This window comes from Micromonospora sp. WMMC250 (assembly GCF_027460215.1).
Lineage (GTDB): Bacteria > Actinomycetota > Actinomycetes > Mycobacteriales > Micromonosporaceae > Micromonospora > Micromonospora taraxaci.
Genome location: NZ_JAPZBJ010000002.1, coordinates 2,032,782 through 2,051,875, shown reverse-complemented (window position 1 = coordinate 2,051,875; position 19,094 = coordinate 2,032,782). Strand labels below are relative to the sequence as shown.

Below are 19,094 nucleotides of genomic sequence, written 5' to 3'. Positions count from 1 at the left end.
GAGTAGGGGCCGCTCCTGGTACGGGCCCCGCCCACCGTCTGAAGCCGTCGCCCGCCCTGGGGCTCACCCAGGGCGGGCGACTGGTCGTTCGTCGCCCACCCTGCTGCTCGTTCGCGGTGGGCGACTGGTCGTTCACCGCCCGCCCCGGCTCAGACGGCGACGCGTTGCTCCTGGACGGCCGGTTGGTCCTGGGCGAACTGGGTGCTGTACAGCTCCTGGTAACGGCCGCCGGCGGCGAGCAGGTCGCTGTGCCGCCCCCGTTCGACGATCTGCCCGTCCTCGACGACGAGGATCTGATCTGCCGCCCGGATGGTGGAGAGCCGGTGTGCGATGACCACGCTCGTCCGGCCGGTCAGGGCTTCGGCGAGAGCATCCTGGACCGCTGCCTCCGAGGTGGAGTCGAGATGTGCTGTCGCCTCGTCGAGGATGACCACGCGCGGGCGGGCCAGCAGCAGCCGCGCGATGGTGAGCCGCTGCCGCTCACCCCCCGACAAACGGTAACCGCGTTCGCCGACGACCGTGTCGAGCCCGTCCGGGAGCGAGCGGATCAACTCGTCGAGCCGGGCCCGCCGCAGCACGTCCCACATCTCGTCCTCGGTCGCGTCCGGGCGAGCGAACACCAGGTTGGCGCGGATGCTCTCGTGGAAGAGGTGCCCGTCCTGGGTCACCACACCCAAAGCCGACCGGATCGACTCGGCCGACAGGTCGCGTACGTCGACGTCGGCGAGCTTCACCGCACCGTCCTCGACGTCGTACAGACGTGGCACGAGCTGCGCGATGGTCGACTTGCCCGCCCCGGAGGAACCGACGAGCGCGACCATCTGCCCCGCCTCGGCGCGGAACGACACACCGTGCAGCACTTCCTCGCCGCCACGCGTGTCGAGCTTCGCCACGTCCTCCAGCGACGCGAGCGACACCCTGTCCGCCGACGGGTAGCCGAACCGTACGCCCTCGAACTCCACAGCGACCGGTCCCTCGGGGAGGGGCCGGGCGTCGGCCTTGTCGAGGATCAGCGGCTTGAGGTCCAGGACCTCGAACACCCGCTCGAAGCTCACCAGAGCGCTCATCACCTCGACCCGGGCGCTGGCCAACGACGTCAACGGCGCGTACAGGCGCGACAGGAGCAGTGCGAGAGCGACCACGGTCCCGGCGTCGAGGCTGCCCCGTAGGGCGTAGATGCCGCCCAGCCCGTACACCAGGGCCAGCGCCAGCGAGCCGACAACGGTGAGCGCGGTGATGAAGACCCACTGGAGCATTGCGGTACGCACGCCGATGTCGCGCACCCGTCGGGCCCGTGCCGCGAACTCGGCGGACTCCTCGGTCGGCCGCCCGTACAGCTTGACCAGCGTGGCGCCGGGCGCGGAGAAGCGCTCCGTCATGCGGGTGCTCATGGCAGCGTTGTGCTCCGCGGCCTCCCGCTGCAACCGGGCGAGCTTCGACCCCATGCGTCGGGCGGGAAGCACGAAGATGGGCAGCAGCACGAGCGCCAGCACGGTGATCTGCCACGAGAAGGTGAGCATCACGGCCAACGTCAGGACCAGCGTGACGGTGTTGCCGACCACGCTCGACAGCGTGTCGCTGAAGGCCCGCTGCGCACCGATCACGTCGTTGTTCAACCGACTGACCAGCGCACCTGTGCGCGTCCGGGTGAAGAACGCGACGGGCATGCGTTGGACGTGGTCGAAGACCGCCGTCCGGAGCTGCACGATCAGACCCTCACCGATGCTCGCGGACAGAAACCGCGTCACCAGACCAAGGCCGGCCTCGGCGAGCGCGATCAGGGCGATCAGCACCGCCAGGCGGATCACGAGGCTGCTGTCGGCGCCGTCCACGATCGCGTCGACCACCCGGCCGGCGAGAATCGGCGCCGCAACCGTGAGGACGGCCGTCACCACGCTCAACAACAGGAACCTGACGATCAGCGGACGGTGTGGCCGCGCGAACTGCGCGATGCGCTTCAACGTGGCGCGGGACAGTGGACGCTCATCCTGTGCGTTCATCGCGTGGTGCAGGGACGTCCACGCGGCAAATTCCATGCTCATGCATTACCTCCGATATCGGAGGTTAGGACCTCACCCGAGCTTGAGGTCAAGTCATTTCGCCGGTTGCTCCACTTCGGCGCGGATCTGGCCGAACACACCAGGCGGGTCATCCGTCCGCGGGAAGCCGACGAAGGTCACCATGCCGAGTGTGTGTTGGTCGCTCCATGCGCAGATGTCGACACGAGTCCCCGTCGTGGCCTGACCGATGCCACAGCCGGCCACCCCACCCAGAGGGCCAGGCGGGGCCGGGCGCACGTCGGTGACGTTCGTCAGGGTGCCGAAGATCTTGTTCAGCGTCGCCGTGGGATCGGTGATCGTGCCCGACAACGCGCTGATCACGATCACCCGCTGGTCATCACCGGGGATGTGCAGCCCGCGCTCTCGGGACTGGACCTCCTTCGCCCGGACGTAGGCGGTGCCCATCAGGCTGGTGGGCTCGGTGCTCGACAACTTCCTGAAGTTGACCATGTTCTGCTTGGCGCGGTCGTGTAGACCTCGATCCACGGACTCGGGCCAGGTGCCCAGAAGCGTGGCCGGCCCGTGGACGCGCATCGCCACCGCAGGGGGCGATGACTGCGTAACGGCTGCCGGCGCGGGTGCGTCATCCTGCCTCGTACACCCGGTCGTGGATAGCAGGAACACCGAGATCACTGTGCCGACGACCGCTGAGCCTGACAGTCTTGTGCGCCTCATTGAGCACCATCCCCGTCCTCGCGTCCAGCGCGCAAGATATCGCAGGCCACCAGCCGAGGACGACAGGCCCACTGGGTGCAGGAGCGCATACCGCAACGAGCGGTAGCCGGGACGAGGGCTCGGCTCGTCGGGCCGCTCAAATCTTCGTGCTCGCCACCACTATCTGCGTCGGTGGTAATGGTTGCGGCGGGGGATCTGATCGGGGTCGAGCCAGGCAGGCGGGATGAACTCGGGTCGTCCGTTGTCGCCGAGTCGGACTGTCCACTGGCTGTGGTGGATGTGTCGGTGGTGGTGGCCGCAGAGCAGGACGGCGTTGGTGAGGTTGGTGGGGCCGCCGTCGGCCCAGTGGTGGATGTGGTGGGCGTTGCACCAGCGGGGTGGGCGGTCGCAGCCGGGGAAGGCGCATCCGCCGTCGCGTAGCACCAGCGCACGACGCAGCGCACCGGTGACGAGTCGGCGTTGTCGACCGACGTCGAGGACCTGGCCCGCGCCGCCGAGGACGGCGGGCAGGATGGCAGCGTCGCAGGCCAGCCGGCGCACCGTGTCGGGGGTGAGCTGAAGGCCGATGTCGAGGGCGCCGGCGCCGAGGTGCCGGGTCAACGCGTCGTAGCCGGTGGTGACGACGATCTGGGCCGGGTCGCCGCCGCTGTCGGGCAGGTCACCGGTGCGCAGGGCGAGCCGGCACACGTCGGCGAGGGCGTCGTGGCGGCGTTGCCCGGCGCAGCGGGTGTCGTCCGGGCCGGCGGGTGCGCTGAGCGGGTCGATGGCGGCCCGCAGCAGACCTGCCGTTTCGGCATCGAGCGTGCCGGTGAGCCGCAGCCGACCGTCGGTTTGCGTGGACAGGGTGAGGTGTCGGTCGCGGGTGGCGCGGGCGTCCTCGGCGGCGAGGGCGGCTTCGGCGGCGGCGTCGGCGAGGTCGGGGGCGACGTGGTCGAGGATCCGGGTGCCCATGCGACGCAGCAGGGTGGGGTCGAACTGCCCGGCCCATTCCACGAGGACGCCGACGGCCTTGTCGGCGGTTTCGGTATCGGCGGTGGTCTGCACGGTCGTGGCGGTGTCGGCGATGACGCGGGCCTGGTCCAGGTTGATGGCACCGTCGGCCAGTGCTTGTCGGATGCCGGGGTTGCCGGTGTCCAGGGCGGTGGCGAGGTCGACCAGGCGGCGCGCGGCCGGAACGGTCATCCGCAGGCGTTCGCGTAACCACACGGCGGTGGTGGAGGCGCCGTGGGTGCGGGCGGTGCCGCGGCCGTCGATCTCACGGACCAGGGTCAGGGTGACGGCGGCGAGGCGTTGCTGAAGGCGGTGCGCGGCGTCGAGTGCCGCGATCAGGTCGTGTTCCGGCAGGGACCAGACGGCGGCGTCGACGCAGGCAGCGACCGCGTCGTCTGCCTGCGCCAACTCCTCCACCATGACCAGAGACTAGAACAGGTGTACGACAAAACTCAGTCAGCGTGATCGATTGCTGTCAGGCCGAGCGTGGAGGTTCCTTGAGGTGCTGAAGTGCATGGCGGGGGTGACGGTCACAGGCCCGCGTGCATGGTCAGGCTCTGCCGCAGGTGGAGTTTCGGCCTGGATCCGACGACCGAGCCGACGACCTCGCCCCCACGGAACACCAGCAGCGTCGGCAGGGACATGACCGCGTAGCGACGCGTGGCCTGCGGGTTTTCGTCGGAGTTGAGCTTGGCGATGACCATCCGGTCGCCGAACTCCTGTGCCAGCTCGACGAGACTCTTCTCGATCATCTTGCAGGGCGGGCACCACTCTGCCCAGAAGTCCACCACGACGGGCCGGTCGCTGGCCAGCACCTGCTCGGCGAACGTGTCGTCGGTGACGGTGATCAGGGAGCTGACGCTCGTTTCCTGGGGCATGTTTCCTCCCGGTGCGCGATGGCGTGGGTGAGCTGGGTGTGCAACTGCTGACGGACCGCTCCGAGCCGTTCGAGGTAGTCGTCGACCTCGGCGAGCTTGCGTCGCAGCACCAGCACGGAATCGGGACAGACGTCGCCGGACGCGTTGCCCGCCCGCAGGCAGGCGACGAACGGACGGACGTCGTCGAGGCCGAAGCCGACGTCGAGCAGCGCCCGGATCTCCCGGACGACCCGCAGCTCCGCCTCGTCGTAGACGCGGTAGCCGTTCGCCGAGCGCTGCGGGTGGACCAAGCCGTGGGCTTCGTAGTAGCGCAGCGTCCGGGTGCTCGTGCCGGCCCGTTCCGCCAGCTCGCCGATCAGCATCAGACCTCCTCGACCAGCCTGTCGCGACCAGGCTAAACCTTGTCGTCAGCGTCAAGGCAAGGCTGCGCCCCAGCCCAGCCGCCCCAGCCCAGCCGCCCCAGTCCAGCCGCCCCAGCCCGGCCCGCCCAGCCCGGCCCGCCCAGCCCGGCCCGGCCCGGCCCGCCCAAGCCGCCCGACCGGTGGCCGGGCCGACCCCGGACACGGCTCAGGGCGCCGGGTTGCCGGCGCCCTGAGCGTGTGAGTCCTAAGGCCTGTTTCATAAGAACTGGCCGGCCTGCGGCGGGCCCGGACGACGACCGGCGGCGTTGCGGTTTCCTCCGGATACCGGTGTTGTATCCGGACGAAACCGCGCCTTGCCGGGTCGCCGTCCGGCCTCCGCCTCGGCTCGACCGCCCTGATGAAACAGGCCTTAGCCGATGCGGAACTGGTCGCCGTAGACGGCGAAAGTCAACGGCGTGTTCAGGTTGAAGTTGCCGTTGTTGAGGAACACCCGCTGGGCCGTGTCGACCCGGGACGTGTCGGAGTGGGCCTCCTCCTTCTTCATCTCGATGACCCGCTCGTCGAGGAACGCGTTGAGCCAGGTCCGCTCGTCACCGCCCTGCGCGGGGGGCTTCGCCCGGGCGAGGGCGCGGTTGCGGATCTGACGCATGCCCTCGTACCCGTGCATGACTGCCGCGTCGTAGTAGGCGAACTGGCCGAGTGCCCGGACCTGGTCGTTCTTGCCGTCGCGTACCGATGGGTTGAAGTAGACGCGGTCCCGCTCGGCCTCCTGGGCGGCCCGGAAGACCGAGTCGTTGGCCGCCGTGCGCCAGTCGCGGGGGAAGTTCGGGTCGAGGCCCGAGTGCGAGGGGGTGCCGTTGACGGCGCGCAGCGCCGGCAGGTAGCCGGCCAGCACGTTGCCGGGCTTGCTGTTGGTGTACGCCTGCACCAGTTCGAGCATGTCGCCGGTGCCGGAGCAGAAGCCGATGATGCCGGCGGTGTAGCCGCGCCCGTCGCCGATGTCCTCGATGTAGGAGAACTGGGCACGCCAGTCGAGGGAGGAGTTCTCCGCAGCCGAGACGAGCTTCATGGCGACGTCCTTCTTCGTCGGATCGTCGAGGTTGGTCCCGGCCGGGGTGGTGGGCGGAGGGGTGCTGCCGCCGCCGGGCAGGGTCCACTGCTGGTTGGAGGTGCCGCCGCAGGTCCAGATCTGCAACCGGGCGCCGTTGGCGGTGCTGCGGTCGGTGACGTCGAGGCACTTGCCGGAGGCGGAGTTGACGAGAGCGCCGTTGCTGGCGGTCCACTTCTGCGCGCCGGTGCCGTTGCAGTCGTACAGCTGGATCTTGGCACCGTTGGCGGTCGACGCGGCAGTGACGTCGAGGCACTTGCCGAGTGCCCGGATCGAGTTGTCGGTGTTGCCGACGGTCCACGTCTGGGCCGCGCTGCCGTTGCAGTCGTAGAGCTGGACGGCCGTGCCGTTGGCCGGGTTCGCACCGGCCACGTCGACGCACTTGCCGGCGAGGCCGGTGATCGGGCCGGCGGTGGCGGCACTCGCCGACGGTATGCCGTAGCCGACGGCGGCGACGCCGATCAGCAGGGTGCCCGCGACGTAGGTGGCTGTTCTTCTGTGCACCATGGGGGTCCTTGGGGGAGGGGTGGTGCGCCGCCGGCCGGTCGATGGCCCGGCGCGGCGCATCGGCCCCCGGCGGGCACCGCGAGCATCAGGAAACTGTATTAACAGATATCAGTACGTGGGTGTGCCGTCAATCGACGTCAGCCGTCCGTGACGAGGCATGTTCACCTCGTCGACGGCTACCCGAGAGCTCGATGCCCGGACCGCACAGTTAGATGTCGTCAGCAGTGCCGCGGTCCCGAGCGAGCAGACCCGGGACGGCACCGAGACGCAAGGAGTGCTCCATGGCAGTCGACCCCCGCCGTACCCGGCCTCTCCGGGCCACGGCCGCCGCCGTGCTCGCCGTGGCGGCGCTGTCCGCCTGCGGCGGCACCGACGGCGCCGACCCGGTCGGCGCGCCCGCCACGAGCAGCGCCGCCGCGCCGACCGCTGTCGCGCCGACCGACGCGGCGCCGCCGCCGGCGCAGGGCAAGCTGCGCGGGTACGGCACGGTGCGGCAACTCAGCGAGACCGCGGACCTGGTGGTACGCGGTGAGGTCGAGCCGGCCGGCTTCCGGGTCGACGAGGTGCTGCGTGCGGCGAACGGGGCGTCCGTGAACGCCGGGGCGCGCATCACGCTCGCCAGCCTGCCCGCAGGCGTGCCGGACATGGCCCACATGTCCACGCTCGAACCGGGCCAGGTCGCGGTGCTCTACCTCGCCAAGGACCCGGCCGCCCCGACGTTCCGCACGCTCAGCGGAGACTTCGGTGTGTTCGACGTGACCGGGGACGGCGACGATGCGGTCGCGGCGTCCCGCTCGCAGGCCATGGCCGTCAGCGGCCTGGTCACCGAGGACCCGGCCGCGTCGGGCCACGGTTTCCGCACCACCCTCGGCCAGCTGCGCGCCGTCGCCGCCCAGGTCAAGTAGCAACTATGGAACGCGGACGGCACCCACCGGGTGCCGTCCGCGTGCTCACTGCTCCCGGTAGGTGGCCAGGTCGAAGTCGGCGTACGCGCCGTCGCCGCCGAGATCCTGCACCCACAGGCCGAGGAACGACCCGGTGAAGCCCCACGCCGCCGGCTCACCGTCGATGATCAGCGCGGCGTGCTCGTCGGACAGGATGGTCGCGTCCAGGTCGATGCCGGCCGGCTGCCAACCGGCGCCGAGGTCGTAGTCGAAACGCACCACCGGCCCGTCGAACACGGCCCGCAGGCCGACCCGGGTGACGCCGCTGACGTCGACGGTCAGATCCGGGTACGGGGTGCGCCTCCCGTTGTCGGAGCTGAGCAACTCCAGCACCGTCCGCCCGTCGTCGTCGCGGGTCAGGTAGAGGTGGTGCCAGTTCAGCGTGTTGTAGTACGCGGTGATCCCGGCGAGCTGCCGGTGGTCGGCGGGGTCGAACTCCACAACGGTCTCCAGCGAGCAGTGCATCGCCCCGACCCGTCGCGCGACCAGGCTCGGAGCCTGCCGCCCGACCGGCGACTGCCCGCCGTGGATCCGCAGGTACGACGGGCGGGCGTGCAGGTCGACCCAGTCGGTGCTGGCCGGTCGGCGCAGCGTCGACCAGCACAGGCCCAGCTCGGGGGCGTCGAAGTGGTCGGTCTCGGGCTCCGCCGGCCACGGGTGCGCGGGCAGGTCGGGTGCGACGACCTCGTCCGCCGGAACACCGCCGGCGATCTTCGGCCATTCACCCGACGGCCACTCGACCCGTTGGATCGCGGTCTCCCGGCCGAGCACACAACTGCCCAGCGGGGAGTAGGGGCGCCCCACCAGGTGGGCCAGGTACCACTCGTCGGTCTGGGTACGCACCAGGCTGCCGTGACCCGCCTTCTGCAACCGCAGGTCGGGGCGACCGACGGACGTGAGCAGCGGCCCGTCCGGATCGACCTCGTACGGCCCGAATAGCTCCCGGGACCGCGCCACGGTGACCTGGTGCTCCCAACTGGTGCCGCCCTCGGCGGTGATCAGCCAGTACCACCCGTCGTGGCGGTAGATGTGCGGACCCTCGGTGACGCCGACCGACGTGCCGGTGAACAGCATGCGCGGGCTGCCGACCAGTCGACGCTCGGCCCGGTCGTACTGCTGGATCTCGATGCCGCCGAAGCGGTCCCGGCCGGGTCGCCAGTCCGCGCTCATGCTCAGCAGCCACGTGGTGCCGTCCTCGTCGTGGAACAGCGCCGCGTCGAAGCCGCGCCCGTGCAGCTTCACCGGGTCCGACCAGGGGCCGGCGATGTCCTCGGCGGTCACCAGGAAGTTCTGCGGGTCCCAGTAGCCGCTGGCGAAGCTGGCCACGTCGCTGTAGACGAGGTAGAACAGACCGTCGTGGTACGTCAGGTCGGGTGCCCACACGCCGTTGGAGTCACCGCAGCCACGCAGGTCGAGCAGGCGGCGGTCGGTGATGACCCCGCTCAGGGTGCGCCAGTTCACGAGATCACGCGAATGGTGCACACGCACGCCCGGATACCACTCGAAGGTCGAGGTAGCCAGGTAGTAGTCGTCGTCGACCCGCAGGATCGACGGATCCGGGTGGAATCCGGCGAGGACGGGGTTGCGGATCGACCGGGTAGCGGTCGCCACGTTAGCGATGTCGGTCGACACGTAGGGGCTCCTCTGGACGGGCTGTCTGGAACTTCCGGAAACTTGCGGTCCCGGATCGCTGGAAGTCCTGCCTACGCTAGCCGGTCTTTTCGCAATAGGACAGAGGGCTTGACCGTTGCGGAAACAGCTCGTAGCGTGCCCGCCATCGACCGGTAATACCGGCGAAGCTTTTTGAAAGTTCCGGAGATCCATAGGTTCCCACCACGCCGGCCCGGCCGGCAACCGAGCACCCCGTGAGTTCCCGAAGGGATGGATCATGACCCCGCACCTTTCCCGCCGAACGCTGCTCGGCCTCGCCGGTGCCGGCGCTGGCGCGTACCTGCTGAGCGCCTGTAGCGGTGACGACAAGTCCGGCGACCCGAACGCCCCGCAGACCATCAACTGGTGGCACATCCAGAACACCGAGCCGATGCTCCCGGTCTGGCAGGCGATGGCCAACGAGTACAAGTCCGCGCACAGCAACGTCACGTTCACCATCCAGCCCCTGGAGAACGAGGCGTTCAAGGCCAAGCTCACCACCGCCACCCAGGCGGGCGACCCGCCGGACCTGTTCCAGTCCTGGGGTGGCGGCGTGCTGAAGCAGCAGGTGGACGCGGGCCTGGTCAAGGACCTCACCGACGACGTGAAGGACCTGGTCGCCGGCATCCTGCCCGCCGCCATGCAGCCGTACACGATCGACGGCAAGATCTACGGCATTCCGTTCGACATCGGCATGGTCGGGTTCTGGTACAACAAGGAGCTCTTCACCCGCGCCGGCATCACCGAGACCCCCACCACCTGGAACGGCGTTCTCGACGCGGTCCGCAAGCTCAAGGCCGCCGGCATCACCCCGGTCGCGCTGGCCGGCAAGGACAAGTGGCCGGCCCACTTCTACTGGTCCTACCTCGCGATGCGCATCGGTGGTGTCGACGCGCTGCAGAAGGCCGTCGACAGCAAGAACTTCGACACCCCCGACCTTGTCGCCGCCGGTGAGCGGCTCAAGGAGCTCGTCGACCTGCAACCGTTCCAGAAGGGCTTCCTCGGCGCGGAGTTCGGCTCGCCCGACGGTCAGGCCGCCACCATGGGCAACGGCAACGCCGGCATGGAGCTGATGGGGCAGTGGGCACCGGCGGTGCAGGCGTCCAGCTCCACCAGCAAGAAGGGCCTCGGCGACAAGCTCGGCTTCTTCCCGTTCCCCTCCGTGGAAGGCGGCAAGGGCGCGGCGACCGAGGTCTTCGGCGGTGGCAACGGCTTCGCCGTCGGCAAGGACGCGCCGGCCGCCACCATCGACTTCCTGAAGTTCCTGCTCAGCGTCGAGAACCAGAAGCGCTCCGCGCAGACCGGCGCGGTGCTGCCGACGGTGAAGGACGCCACCTCCGCCATCAGCGACCCCAACAACAAGGCCGTCGCGGAGGCCCTGTCCAAGAACACCGGCTTCCAGCTCTACCTCGACCAGGCGTACGCGCCCGCGCTCGGGCAGCAGATCAACGACAGCGTCGCGGAGATCATCGCCGGCAAGAAGTCGCCGGCGGCGATCGTCAAGGACATCACGCAGGTGGCAAAGACCGCCTGATCGTGACCCGTCACCCGTCCGTAGCCGGCCGTAGAACCCGAGTGGAGCAGGAATGACCAGGCCATCGACCGTGTCCGACCTGAGGCGCGGCGACACGGCGACCGATCCGCCGGCACCGGGGCCGGGCACCGCGCGCAAGCGTGGCCGCCAGCCCCGGCCGGGCCGGGGTGGCGTCCTCGCCGTGTTCCTGGCGCCTGCCCTGGCGCTGTTCGTGCTGCTGGTCCTCGCCCCCATCGTGGTGGCCGCCTACGCCAGCTTCTTCAAGTGGAACGGCTTCGGCCTGCCGGAGAACTTCATCGGGCTGGACAACTACACCCGTGCCTTCGGCGACCCGACGTTCCGCGGCGACCTGTGGCGTGGCCTGATCCTGGTGGTGCTGTCCCTGGTCGTGCAGCTGCCTGTTGCGCTGGCCCTGGCCATGCTCCTCAATCAGCCACTGCGCGGGCGGGCCGTCTATCGGCTGATCTTCTTCGCCCCGTACGTGCTCTCCGAGGTCACCACGGCCGTCCTCTTCACCCTGGTGTTCTCACCGAACCGAGGGCTGGGCGAGGGGGTCGCCCGGTGGCTGGGCGCCGACGCGGGCACCGTCTTCGCCGACCCGGACACCGTGCTGTACGCCGTCTTCCTGGTGGTGTCCTGGAAGTACTTCGGCCTCTACATGATGCTCTTCCTGGCAGCCCGGCAGGGCATCCCGAAGGAACTGCACGAGGCGGCGGTCACCGACGGCGCCACCGGCTGGCAGGCGTTCCGACACGTCACCCTGCCCCTGCTCGGCCCGACGATCCGCATCAGCATCTTCCTGTCGGTCATCGGCACCATCCAGCTGTTCGACATGGTGTGGGTGCTCACCGGCGGTGGGCCGATCCACTCCTCGGAGACCCTCGCGGTCACGATGTACCAGTTCGGCTTCCGTCGCTTCGAGGTCGGCTACGCGAGCGCCATCAGCATCGTGATGTTCCTGCTGAGCCTCGTCTTCGCCCTGTTCTACCAACGCATCGTCCTGCGTCGTGACACGGCGGGCGCGATCACCACCCAGGGAGGCCAGCGATGACCGCCACGGCGAGTCGCGCCCAGCGGACCCGCAGCGTCGTGTTGCACCTCGTCTGCATCGCCGTCGGCGTGCTCATCGTCGTGCCGGTGTACTTCGGCGTGCTCGGCGGTTTCAAGGACAACGGCCAGTTGTCCACCAACCCGCTGGGCTGGCCCGACCCGTGGGTGCCGAACTACTTCGAGATCCTCGGCAACGGGGTGTTCTGGCGGCAGCTCGGCAACAGCCTCCTCATCGCCGTGAGCAGCACCTTCATCGTCGTCGGCGCGGCGGCGATGGCCGCGTTCGTCTTCGCTCGCTACGCCTTCCGGGGGCGCGAGTTCCTGGTGACGTTGTTCGCGATCGGCCTGATGTTCCCGTTCGCGGTGGCCATCCTGCCGCTGTTCGTGCTGCTGCGCAGCGTCGGCCTGCTGGACAACCCGCTCGGTGTCATCCTGCCCCAGGCCGCCTTTGGGCTGCCGATCACCATCATCATCCTGCGCCAGTTCTTCCGGACCATCCCGGCCGAGGTCGAGGAGGCCGCCGTCCTCGACGGCTGCAGCGCCTTCGGGTTCTTCTGGAAGGTCCTGCTGCCGATGGCGCGCCCCGCCCTCGCCACCGTCTCGGTGCTGGCGATCGTCACCAGCTGGAACAACTTCATGCTCCCGCTGGTCGTCTTCAGCGACCAGAGCTGGTGGACACTGCCGGTCGGGGTCCAGGCGTTCCAGGGCCAGTACGCCGACGACACCGCACGGGTGCTCGCCTACGTCGTGCTGTCCATGCTGCCGGCCCTGGGCTTCTACGCGGTGGCCGAGCGTCAACTCATCGGCGGCCTGACCGGCAGCGTCAAGGGATGACATCGCAGCATCGCGAGCAGACCTGAAGCTTCCGGTATGACGAGGGGGGACCGTGGGCGCGGAGAACGGCCGAAACGTCACCATCGCCATGATCGCGCGGTTGGCGGGTGTCTCCGTACCCACGGTCTCCCGAGTCATCAACGGTCGCTCCGACGTCGCTCCCGACACCCGGGAGCGCGTCGAGGCGCTGCTCAACCGGCACGGGTACCGCCGCCGGTCACCGGCCCGGCGGACCGACGCGGCCCTCATCGATTTGGTCTTCAACGACCTGGACAGCCCGTGGGCCGTGGAGATCATCCGAGGGGTGGAGGACGTCGGCCAGACCAGCGGCGTCGGCACCGTCGTCTCGGCGATCCACTGGCGCATCTCCTCTGCCAAGCAGTGGCTCGACAACATGCGGACGCGCTCCACCGAGGGCGTCATCTTCGTGACGTCGATGGTGAACCCGCCGTTGCAGGCCGAGCTGCGCCGGCTCCACCTGCCGGTCGTCATCATCGACCCCGCCGGGGTGGACCCGCAGGAATCACCCACCATCGGCGCCACCAATTGGGCGGGCAGCCTGAGCGCCAACCAGTACCTGATCAGCCTGGGGCACCGGCGGATCGGCTTCATCGCCGGCCCACCGCACCTGATGTGCAGCCGGGCCCGGATGGACGGCTACCGGGCCGCGCTCGGCGCCGCCGACATCCCCATCGACGACGCCCTCATCCGACCGGGCAACTTCTACCACGAGTCCGGTTTCAGCGCGGGTACGCAGTTGCTGGCCCTGCCCGACCCACCCACCGCCATCTTCGCCTCCAGTGACCAGATGGCACTGGGCGTCTACGAGGCGGTCCGCAAACGCGGCCTACGGGTGCCCGACGACGTCAGCGTGGTCGGCTTCGACGACCTGCCGGAGGTCCGGTGGTGCTCCCCGCCGCTGACCACCGTCCGCCAACCCCTCGCCGAGATGGGCATGCTGGCCGCCCGGACCGTCCTGCGCCTCGCCGGCGGCGAGAAGACCGAGAGCCCAAGGGTCGAACTCGCCACCGAGTTGATCGTGCGCGACAGCGCCGCGCCACCCCGCTGACCGCGCCGCGCGGCTCGTCGCGTTCGTGCGGCGTCGCGGGTCAGGCGTCGCGGGTCAGGCGTCGCGGGTCAGGCGTCGCGGAGCGCGTCCTCGACGCCACTCTCGCGGCGACCGAGGTGCGCGGGCTCCCGGCCGGACAGCACGTCCAGCACGGCCTTCAGGCAGGCGCCGTTCTCGCGCAAGGACCCGAACCGCCAGGTCAGGGAGTACTGCTTCGCGCTGTCGTCGCCCACCCCCTGGGCGTCGATGCCGAGCCGTCGACACAGTGCCACGGCCCGGGGCAGGTGAAACGACTGGGTGACGACCGTCGCGCGTCGCACCCCGAAGATCTGCCGGGCCCTGGCGCAGGAGTCGTACGTGTCGAAACCGGCGTAGTCGAGCACCACCTTCCGCGCCGGCACGCCCCGGTCGACCAACCAGCCCCGCATCGCCTCGGGCTCGTTGTAGTCCGCGTTCATGTTGTCGCCGGACACCAGGATCGCGCCCACCCGCCCGGCGTCGAACAGCCGCCGCGCGATCTCCAACCGGGCGGCGAGGACCTCCGACGGCGTACCGTCGGCGTCCACCTTCGTGCCCAGGACCAGGGCCACCGGCGCAGCGGGCACGTCTGCCTCACCGAAGAGATGGCCGTCGGCGGTGTCGCGGACCCACCACACGCTGGCGACCGTACCGCCGGCCAGCAGCACCGCGCCCACCACCAACGCGAAGAGAGTACGGCGGACGAACCGCCGGTGCTCCCCGTACCATCGCGCCACACCGAAACGTCCCCGCATGCCGGCGAGACTATTCGGACCTTGCGGGACGGCGACGGCCTGCCTCTCGTTGCTAGGGTTCCGTGGGTCGTCACGGGGAGGCTACGAATGCCGGATGATGCCAGAGACGTCTACGCGACGCGGATCAACGCCTACCGTCGCGAGTTGGCGGAGCTTCGGAGGAGTCCACCAAGGACTGACGCCGTCGCCGAGTGCCGGGTGGATACCGCACGCGGGCCGGTCATCGTCACCGCGGCAGGAGGGCGCCTGCGTTCAGTCACCGTGGCTGCGTCGATGATGCGCTTATCCGGCGCCGACCTGAGCCCTTCTGTGATGGACGCTGCGAACAGCGCCCTCGCCGATACCCGTGTCGAGCTGTCCGACGGTGGGCCCGCAGCGGATCTGTCCGTGTTGGGCGGCAGTCTGGCAGAGGTCCTCGCGGAGAGCGAGCTGGCGATGCATCGGCTTCAGGGGGCACTGGCCGAGGCTGTTGCCAAGGTGGGAGCGACGACCGGGCTCGGCGGTGATCCCTCGGCGAACGGTACGGCGGACCTTCTGCACGGTGTCCTGGACTTGTTGGGGTCGACGCCTGCCCCTGATCAGCCGGAGGATGGCGAGCATCAGCGGATCGGGACGGACGACGCGGGGCGGGCCTTGGCCGAGGTGGATGGCACCGGCCAGATAGTGCGCCTGGAACTAACGCCCCACGCCGGCAGGTCTACATCTGCGGAGCTGGGTGAGTCGATCGTCGAGGCGGTCAACCGGGCGGTGGACGACTGCGCAGCGGCGGCGGACGCGGCGTCGCACGGGCTGGTCCCGGAGGACCTCGGTGTTCGGGCGGCCGAGTTGCAGGAGGCCAGTCTTCGGCAGATGGCCGCACTGACCGGAGCGTTGACGGGGATGATGGCTCGCATCCGAGAGCCGTGACAACGATCGATGGAGGTGAGGCGTGATGGCCAACGAGATCGAGATCAACCCCGAGGCGATCATTGACGCGGGCGACAACCTGGTCGCCTCGGCCCAGCGCATCCGCGCCGCGATAACCTCTTTCGACGCCGAGCTCGGCGCGTTCGGCGCACCCTGGGGCAGCGACGATCTCGGCTCGCTCATCGGGATGGTGTACGAGACGATTCGCGACCTGGCACTGGAGAGCTACGACGCCAACCTGGTCGAGATCGAGGACATCGGCAAGCTGAGCCGGGTGATGGGCCTGAACTACCAGCAGACCGAGCGTGCCATCGTGGAGCACCTCGGCCGATTCGGGGAGATGCTCAGCTGACATGGGACTGACGCTGCCGACCGAGCTGGTGTCCCTGCTGGGCATTCTCGGCTACACCTGGCCGGAGGCCGACGAGACCACGTTGCTGGAGATGGGCCAAGCATGGCTGGCCTTCCCGGAGCGCCTGGCCGAGCCCGTGTCAGACGCCGATCGCTGGGCGCAACAGGTGTGGACCGACAACCGGGACGACGCCATCGAGCGTTTCCGGGCCACCTGGCAGGCGGCCGACTCGGCGAAGACGAACCTCGACGACGGGGCTTCCGCCGCCGCGTTGATCGGTGCCGGACTGATGGTGTGCGCAGGCATCGTGCTCGCACTCAAGATCAACGTTATCGTGCAGCTCACGTTGCTGGCGATCCAGATCGCGCAGGCTGTTGCGACGGCGGCGGTGACCTTCGGTGCCTCACTGCTGGAGATCCCGATCTTCAAGCTCATCACCGGTGCCCTCATCGACCAGTTGCTGAACATGGCTACAGAAGCGGTCCTCGGTGGGTAGCCGAGGCAAGGCGGGCCTCTTCCGGCCGGTAGAGAAATGGCTCAGAGCGCGCATGCGTCACCGCCGCTACGAGCACATCTTCCGCGGCCACGTCAACGCGAACGCCACCCCGCCGCGCGGCACCGGCTTCCACCATCGCTTCATGGGGGAGAACCCGCCCGGCGCCCGGGTCCGGGTCGGCCCGGACGGCCGGGAGATGATCCTGGAACGGCATGTCGACGGCACGTACCGTGCCCGGGTCGACGTGCTTGACACTGGTGGTGTCTGGCGTCAGAAGCGGGGTTCGAGCACCTTCTTCCCCGACAACTGGACGCCCCAGCGGGTCGACGAGACGATCGAAGGTGCTTTCCGATCGGGGGGTCCGCATCCGGTGGATCCGAACAAATGGCAGGGTAGGGCCAACGGTGTGCTGGTGGAGGGTTTCTACAATCCCGGCGGCACGACGTGGTATTCGGCCTGGCCGGTGGGGGGAAGCTGACGATGGCGGACATCGAGTTCGGTCGCAACCAGTTCGGTGCGCCGACCATGACGCGCGGTGATCGGCGCTTCCGTGACTTCGCGTCCCAGCTCACCAGCGATATTCAGAACTATGCGCCGGACTGCCTCGAACTGCTCCAGTGCATCGACGACGTGGTGTCGGGGCGTTCCGCGTACGAGGAGTTCGAGGGCAACTCGTCCGTCGTGCGCTGCACCTCCGCCGGTGTCACGGTGGAGAGCCTCGGGCCGGTCCCGTCGGGGACGACGTACGGGGTGGACGAGGCCCGTTCGCTCATTCTGACGTACTTCGACTTCCTGGCGCCGTCGGTCGAGGATCGCAAGCGGCACCTGAGGACGTGGGAGCAGGAGCATGGGGGCCCGTTCCCGGGTCGTCACCTCCTGCGCCTCGACAAGGATTAGCGGCCGCGGGCGCGCGCCGAGCGCGTGACCCGGATCGCTCCGGGCCACGCGCCGTGATCGGTCAGCGCCTCAGTTCCGGGTCCACTTCTGGCTGTTGCCGCCGGTGCAGCTCGCCAGGACCATCGTGGTGCCGTTCGCGGTGCCGGCGCCGTTCGGCGACAGGCACAGGCCGGACTGCACGCCGGTGACCGTGCCGTCGGTGTTGAGGTTCCACTGCTGGTTGGCGCCGCTGCCGCAGTTCCAGATGATCACTCGGGTGCCGGGTGTGGTCGCGGCCCCCTCGGCGTCGAGGCACTTGGTGCCGTACACCTGGAGTTGTTTCGTGGTGGTCGGTGTCCACTGCTGGTTGGTGCCGCCGTTGCAGTCCCACAGCGTCAGTTGGGTGCCGTTCGTCTGTGACCTGGACGGCACGTCCAGGCAGCGGTTGGCGGCCACGTTGCGCAGCGGTGCCGCGGCGCCGCCGGGCGGCGGGGTGGTGGGGCTCGTGGTGTCGAAGCCCAGGAACCGGACGGCCTGGGCGGCGTCGAACGGAATGGAGTGGCCGTACCCCTGGAAGCTGATCGCTTCAACGGGCGCCGTGCCGCCGGTGCCGCCGTAGCGGGTGCGGGTGGCGCTGGTCTGCGGTGAGTCGGTGTAGCTGGGTGTCGGGGACACACCCAGGACGTTGGTCCACTGCTTGACCTGCTCGCCGAAGTTGACGTAGCTCAGTGTGGTGTCCGTGGTGCCGTGCCAGATCTGGACCCGGGGGCGGTTGCCGGTGTAGCCGGGGTACGCGCCGCGGACCAGGTCACCCCACTGCTGCCCGGTCCGGACGATCCGCCCGCCGGAGCACTCGCTGTTCCACTCCGCGCCGTTGGTGGTGGCGAAGCAGCCGAACGGGACACCCGAGGAGCTGAAGCCCGCGTGGAACACGTCGGGGTAGAGGCCGAGCATGACGTTGGTCATCATCGCGCCGGAGGAGAAGCCGCCCACGCCGATCCGTGTGGAGTCGACGGGGTAGCGGCTCCGGACGTGGTCGACCATGGACTTGAGGCCGACCGGGTCGCTGCCACCGTCACGTCGGAGGGCCTGCGGCGAGGAGACGTCCCAGCACTTGCTGCTCCGGGTCACCGACGGGTAGATCACGATGAAGCCGTAACGGTCGGCCAGGGTGCTGAGGCCGAAGCCGGTGTGTACCGCCGGACCGCTGCCGGTGCAGTAGTGCAACGCGAGGAGCAGGGCCGGCTGGGCCGCCAGCCGGTCCGGCACGTACAGGTGCATCTGCAGGTTCGTCGGGTTGGTGCCGAAGTTGGTCACCTGGGTGAGCGTCGCCGCCGACGCCGGGGTGGCGACAGTTGCCACTGCCGTCATCGTCGCGAGGGTCGTCGTGAGTGCGGCGGCCAGCAGTGCGGTTCTGAATCTCATCGGCGATTCCTCTGTCGTGGGTCGGCGGACCTGGCGGCAGCACGTCATGACCGTCGGGTCCGACCAGCGAGGGCTCGCCCGGAGAGCCGTGGACGCTGATCGCATCGCATCGACTGTGAGCGATAACATCCCGGTCGTCAAGCCGTGCCGCGCGGGCCTTCCGCCGCGTGGGAGGGGGTGTCACAATGGCGGTGGCGCTCACGTGGTCACCGCTGAGCCCGGGGGAGGGGCCTTCCGCAGGAAGCGGACGGTGGGCACTAACCCGGAGGCCGTTCATGGACCTTGCGCCAGACGTCAACGCCATCTCCAGCCTGGTCGACCTGCTGGGCGCCGTCCTCCAGTTGGCCGCCGCGGTCGTCACCCTGCTGGCCGCCGCAGCCGTGAGCAGGCGTCGCAGAGGCGGCGGCGAGGACAAGGAGCGGTGACGCCCTTGAGGTCCGCGATCAGCTCATGACATTCTTGTGCGTCGATGACAAGCTGTGCGCGCGGGGCTGAGGCCCGTCCGGTGGGCAACCGGGATCCGGTACGGATCCGGGGGGACGGGTGACACGAGCGACGGACCACCGAGGTCCGTCGTCCACCCCTTCCCGTGAAGGAACCCAGCC

At 69.4% G+C, this 19,094-nt stretch carries 20 protein-coding genes; 11 read left to right on the top strand and 9 right to left on the bottom strand.

From position 1 onward, the window contains the following. Positions 1-149: 149 nt before the first annotated feature. From O3438_RS08825 to O3438_RS08800, 6 genes are all read right to left on the bottom strand, one after another. Positions 150-2,042, bottom strand: coding sequence for an ABC transporter ATP-binding protein (locus O3438_RS08825; RefSeq protein ID WP_442929580.1), 1,893 nt, complete (start codon positions 2,040-2,042; stop codon positions 150-152). Between the two features lie 51 nt (positions 2,043-2,093). Further along, a complete protein-coding gene (locus O3438_RS08820; protein WP_269679490.1) occupies positions 2,094-2,693 on the bottom strand; it encodes a hypothetical protein in 600 nt (199 codons plus the stop codon). A 201-nt stretch (positions 2,694-2,894) separates the two neighbouring features. Next, positions 2,895-4,145, bottom strand: coding sequence for an HNH endonuclease signature motif containing protein (locus tag O3438_RS08815; protein WP_269679489.1), 1,251 nt, complete (start codon positions 4,143-4,145; stop codon positions 2,895-2,897). A gap of 110 nt (positions 4,146-4,255) precedes the next feature. Next, the gene (gene trxA, locus O3438_RS08810) at positions 4,256-4,603 is read right to left on the bottom strand and encodes a thioredoxin (RefSeq protein WP_269679488.1); all 348 of its coding nucleotides are present in this window, start codon (positions 4,601-4,603) and stop codon (positions 4,256-4,258) included. Continuing rightward, complete coding sequence (locus tag O3438_RS08805; RefSeq protein WP_269679487.1) at positions 4,573-4,965, bottom strand: MerR family transcriptional regulator; 393 nt, start codon at positions 4,963-4,965, stop codon at positions 4,573-4,575. Before O3438_RS08805 ends, trxA begins: the two co-directional genes overlap by 31 nt. 409 nt (positions 4,966-5,374) lie before the next feature. Continuing rightward, positions 5,375-6,580 carry a chitosanase gene (locus O3438_RS08800; protein WP_442929579.1) on the bottom strand — a complete coding sequence of 402 codons (1,206 nt, stop codon included), beginning with the start codon at positions 6,578-6,580 and terminating at the stop codon, positions 5,375-5,377. Between the two features lie 281 nt (positions 6,581-6,861). Between O3438_RS08800 and O3438_RS08795 the strand changes: the two genes are divergently transcribed. After that, positions 6,862-7,485, top strand: a complete 624-nt coding sequence (locus O3438_RS08795) for a hypothetical protein (protein ID WP_269679485.1) — start codon at positions 6,862-6,864, stop codon at positions 7,483-7,485. A gap of 45 nt (positions 7,486-7,530) precedes the next feature. Here O3438_RS08795 and O3438_RS08790 read toward each other — a convergent pair whose 3' ends face one another. Then, positions 7,531-9,156, bottom strand: coding sequence for a glycoside hydrolase family 43 protein (locus O3438_RS08790; RefSeq protein WP_269679484.1), 1,626 nt, complete (start codon positions 9,154-9,156; stop codon positions 7,531-7,533). Positions 9,157-9,412: 256 nt separating this feature from the next. On the opposite strand from O3438_RS08790, the gene O3438_RS08785 reads away from it, so the two are divergent. Genes O3438_RS08785 through O3438_RS08770 form a run of 4 tightly spaced genes read left to right on the top strand, consistent with a single transcriptional unit; the run spans position 9,413 to position 13,661 of the window. After that, on the top strand, positions 9,413-10,708 hold the full coding sequence (locus tag O3438_RS08785) for an extracellular solute-binding protein (RefSeq protein ID WP_269679483.1): 1,296 nt from the start codon (positions 9,413-9,415) through the stop codon (positions 10,706-10,708). Between the two features lie 52 nt (positions 10,709-10,760). Next, complete coding sequence (locus O3438_RS08780; RefSeq protein WP_088989051.1) at positions 10,761-11,759, top strand: carbohydrate ABC transporter permease; 999 nt, start codon at positions 10,761-10,763, stop codon at positions 11,757-11,759. Continuing rightward, positions 11,756-12,592: a carbohydrate ABC transporter permease gene (locus O3438_RS08775; RefSeq protein WP_269679482.1), complete on the top strand. Its 837-nt coding sequence runs from the start codon at positions 11,756-11,758 to the stop codon at positions 12,590-12,592. The genes O3438_RS08780 and O3438_RS08775 overlap by 4 nt, the downstream gene beginning before the upstream one ends. A 52-nt stretch (positions 12,593-12,644) precedes the next feature. Further along, entirely contained in the window at positions 12,645-13,661 is a 1,017-nt protein-coding gene (locus tag O3438_RS08770) for a LacI family DNA-binding transcriptional regulator (RefSeq protein ID WP_145780472.1), read from the top strand. A gap of 68 nt (positions 13,662-13,729) precedes the next feature. On the opposite strand, the gene O3438_RS08765 is transcribed toward O3438_RS08770, so the two are convergent. Next, positions 13,730-14,434: a SanA/YdcF family protein gene (locus tag O3438_RS08765; protein WP_269679481.1), complete on the bottom strand. Its 705-nt coding sequence runs from the start codon at positions 14,432-14,434 to the stop codon at positions 13,730-13,732. Between the two features lie 87 nt (positions 14,435-14,521). On the opposite strand from O3438_RS08765, the gene O3438_RS08760 reads away from it, so the two are divergent. The 5 genes from O3438_RS08760 to O3438_RS08740 are packed head-to-tail and all read left to right on the top strand — an operon-like array spanning position 14,522 to position 17,085. Further along, complete coding sequence (locus O3438_RS08760; protein ID WP_269679480.1) at positions 14,522-15,340, top strand: hypothetical protein; 819 nt, start codon at positions 14,522-14,524, stop codon at positions 15,338-15,340. A gap of 25 nt (positions 15,341-15,365) precedes the next feature. Continuing rightward, a complete protein-coding gene (locus tag O3438_RS08755; protein WP_269679479.1) occupies positions 15,366-15,692 on the top strand; it encodes a hypothetical protein in 327 nt (108 codons plus the stop codon). 1 nt (position 15,693) lies between these two features. Further along, complete coding sequence (locus O3438_RS08750) at positions 15,694-16,188, top strand: WXG100-like domain-containing protein (protein WP_269679478.1); 495 nt, start codon at positions 15,694-15,696, stop codon at positions 16,186-16,188. Further along, positions 16,181-16,666 carry an EndoU domain-containing protein gene (locus tag O3438_RS08745; RefSeq protein ID WP_269679477.1) on the top strand — a complete coding sequence of 162 codons (486 nt, stop codon included), beginning with the start codon at positions 16,181-16,183 and terminating at the stop codon, positions 16,664-16,666. The genes O3438_RS08750 and O3438_RS08745 overlap by 8 nt, the downstream gene beginning before the upstream one ends. Before the next feature lie 2 nt (positions 16,667-16,668). Next, positions 16,669-17,085, top strand: a complete 417-nt coding sequence (locus tag O3438_RS08740; RefSeq protein ID WP_269679476.1) for a hypothetical protein — start codon at positions 16,669-16,671, stop codon at positions 17,083-17,085. 69 nt (positions 17,086-17,154) lie between these two features. Here the strand turns inward: O3438_RS08740 and O3438_RS08735 are convergent, their stop codons facing one another. Next, entirely contained in the window at positions 17,155-18,489 is a 1,335-nt protein-coding gene (locus O3438_RS08735; protein ID WP_269679475.1) for an extracellular catalytic domain type 1 short-chain-length polyhydroxyalkanoate depolymerase, read from the bottom strand. Between the two features lie 275 nt (positions 18,490-18,764). Here O3438_RS08735 and O3438_RS08730 point away from each other — a divergent pair, with 275 nt between their 5' ends. After that, positions 18,765-18,914 (top strand): hypothetical protein, encoded by a 150-nt coding sequence (locus O3438_RS08730; RefSeq protein ID WP_269679474.1) that lies wholly within the window; start codon positions 18,765-18,767, stop codon positions 18,912-18,914. Positions 18,915-19,094: the final 180 nt, after the last annotated feature.

Excerpts from the sequence above, each read along its gene's own strand:
- O3438_RS08825 (WP_442929580.1), bottom strand. The coding sequence starts at position 2,042 with ATGAGCATGGAATTTGCCGCGTGGACGTCCCTGCACCACGCGATGAAC.
- O3438_RS08815 (WP_269679489.1), bottom strand. The coding sequence starts at position 4,145 with ATGGTGGAGGAGTTGGCGCAGGCAGACGACGCGGTCGCTGCCTGCGTC.
- trxA (WP_269679488.1), bottom strand. The coding sequence starts at position 4,603 with ATGCCCCAGGAAACGAGCGTCAGCTCCCTGATCACCGTCACCGACGAC.
- O3438_RS08805 (WP_269679487.1), bottom strand. The coding sequence starts at position 4,965 with ATGCTGATCGGCGAGCTGGCGGAACGGGCCGGCACGAGCACCCGGACG.
- O3438_RS08800 (WP_442929579.1), bottom strand. The coding sequence starts at position 6,580 with ATGGTGCACAGAAGAACAGCCACCTACGTCGCGGGCACCCTGCTGATC.
- O3438_RS08795 (WP_269679485.1), top strand. The coding sequence starts at position 6,862 with ATGGCAGTCGACCCCCGCCGTACCCGGCCTCTCCGGGCCACGGCCGCC.
- O3438_RS08785 (WP_269679483.1), top strand. The coding sequence starts at position 9,413 with ATGACCCCGCACCTTTCCCGCCGAACGCTGCTCGGCCTCGCCGGTGCC.
- O3438_RS08780 (WP_088989051.1), top strand. The coding sequence starts at position 10,761 with ATGACCAGGCCATCGACCGTGTCCGACCTGAGGCGCGGCGACACGGCG.
- O3438_RS08775 (WP_269679482.1), top strand. The coding sequence starts at position 11,756 with ATGACCGCCACGGCGAGTCGCGCCCAGCGGACCCGCAGCGTCGTGTTG.
- O3438_RS08765 (WP_269679481.1), bottom strand. The coding sequence starts at position 14,434 with ATGCGGGGACGTTTCGGTGTGGCGCGATGGTACGGGGAGCACCGGCGG.
- O3438_RS08760 (WP_269679480.1), top strand. The coding sequence starts at position 14,522 with ATGCCGGATGATGCCAGAGACGTCTACGCGACGCGGATCAACGCCTAC.
- O3438_RS08755 (WP_269679479.1), top strand. The coding sequence starts at position 15,366 with ATGGCCAACGAGATCGAGATCAACCCCGAGGCGATCATTGACGCGGGC.
- O3438_RS08750 (WP_269679478.1), top strand. The coding sequence starts at position 15,694 with ATGGGACTGACGCTGCCGACCGAGCTGGTGTCCCTGCTGGGCATTCTC.
- O3438_RS08740 (WP_269679476.1), top strand. The coding sequence starts at position 16,669 with ATGGCGGACATCGAGTTCGGTCGCAACCAGTTCGGTGCGCCGACCATG.
- O3438_RS08735 (WP_269679475.1), bottom strand. The coding sequence starts at position 18,489 with ATGAGATTCAGAACCGCACTGCTGGCCGCCGCACTCACGACGACCCTC.
- O3438_RS08730 (WP_269679474.1), top strand. The coding sequence starts at position 18,765 with ATGGACCTTGCGCCAGACGTCAACGCCATCTCCAGCCTGGTCGACCTG.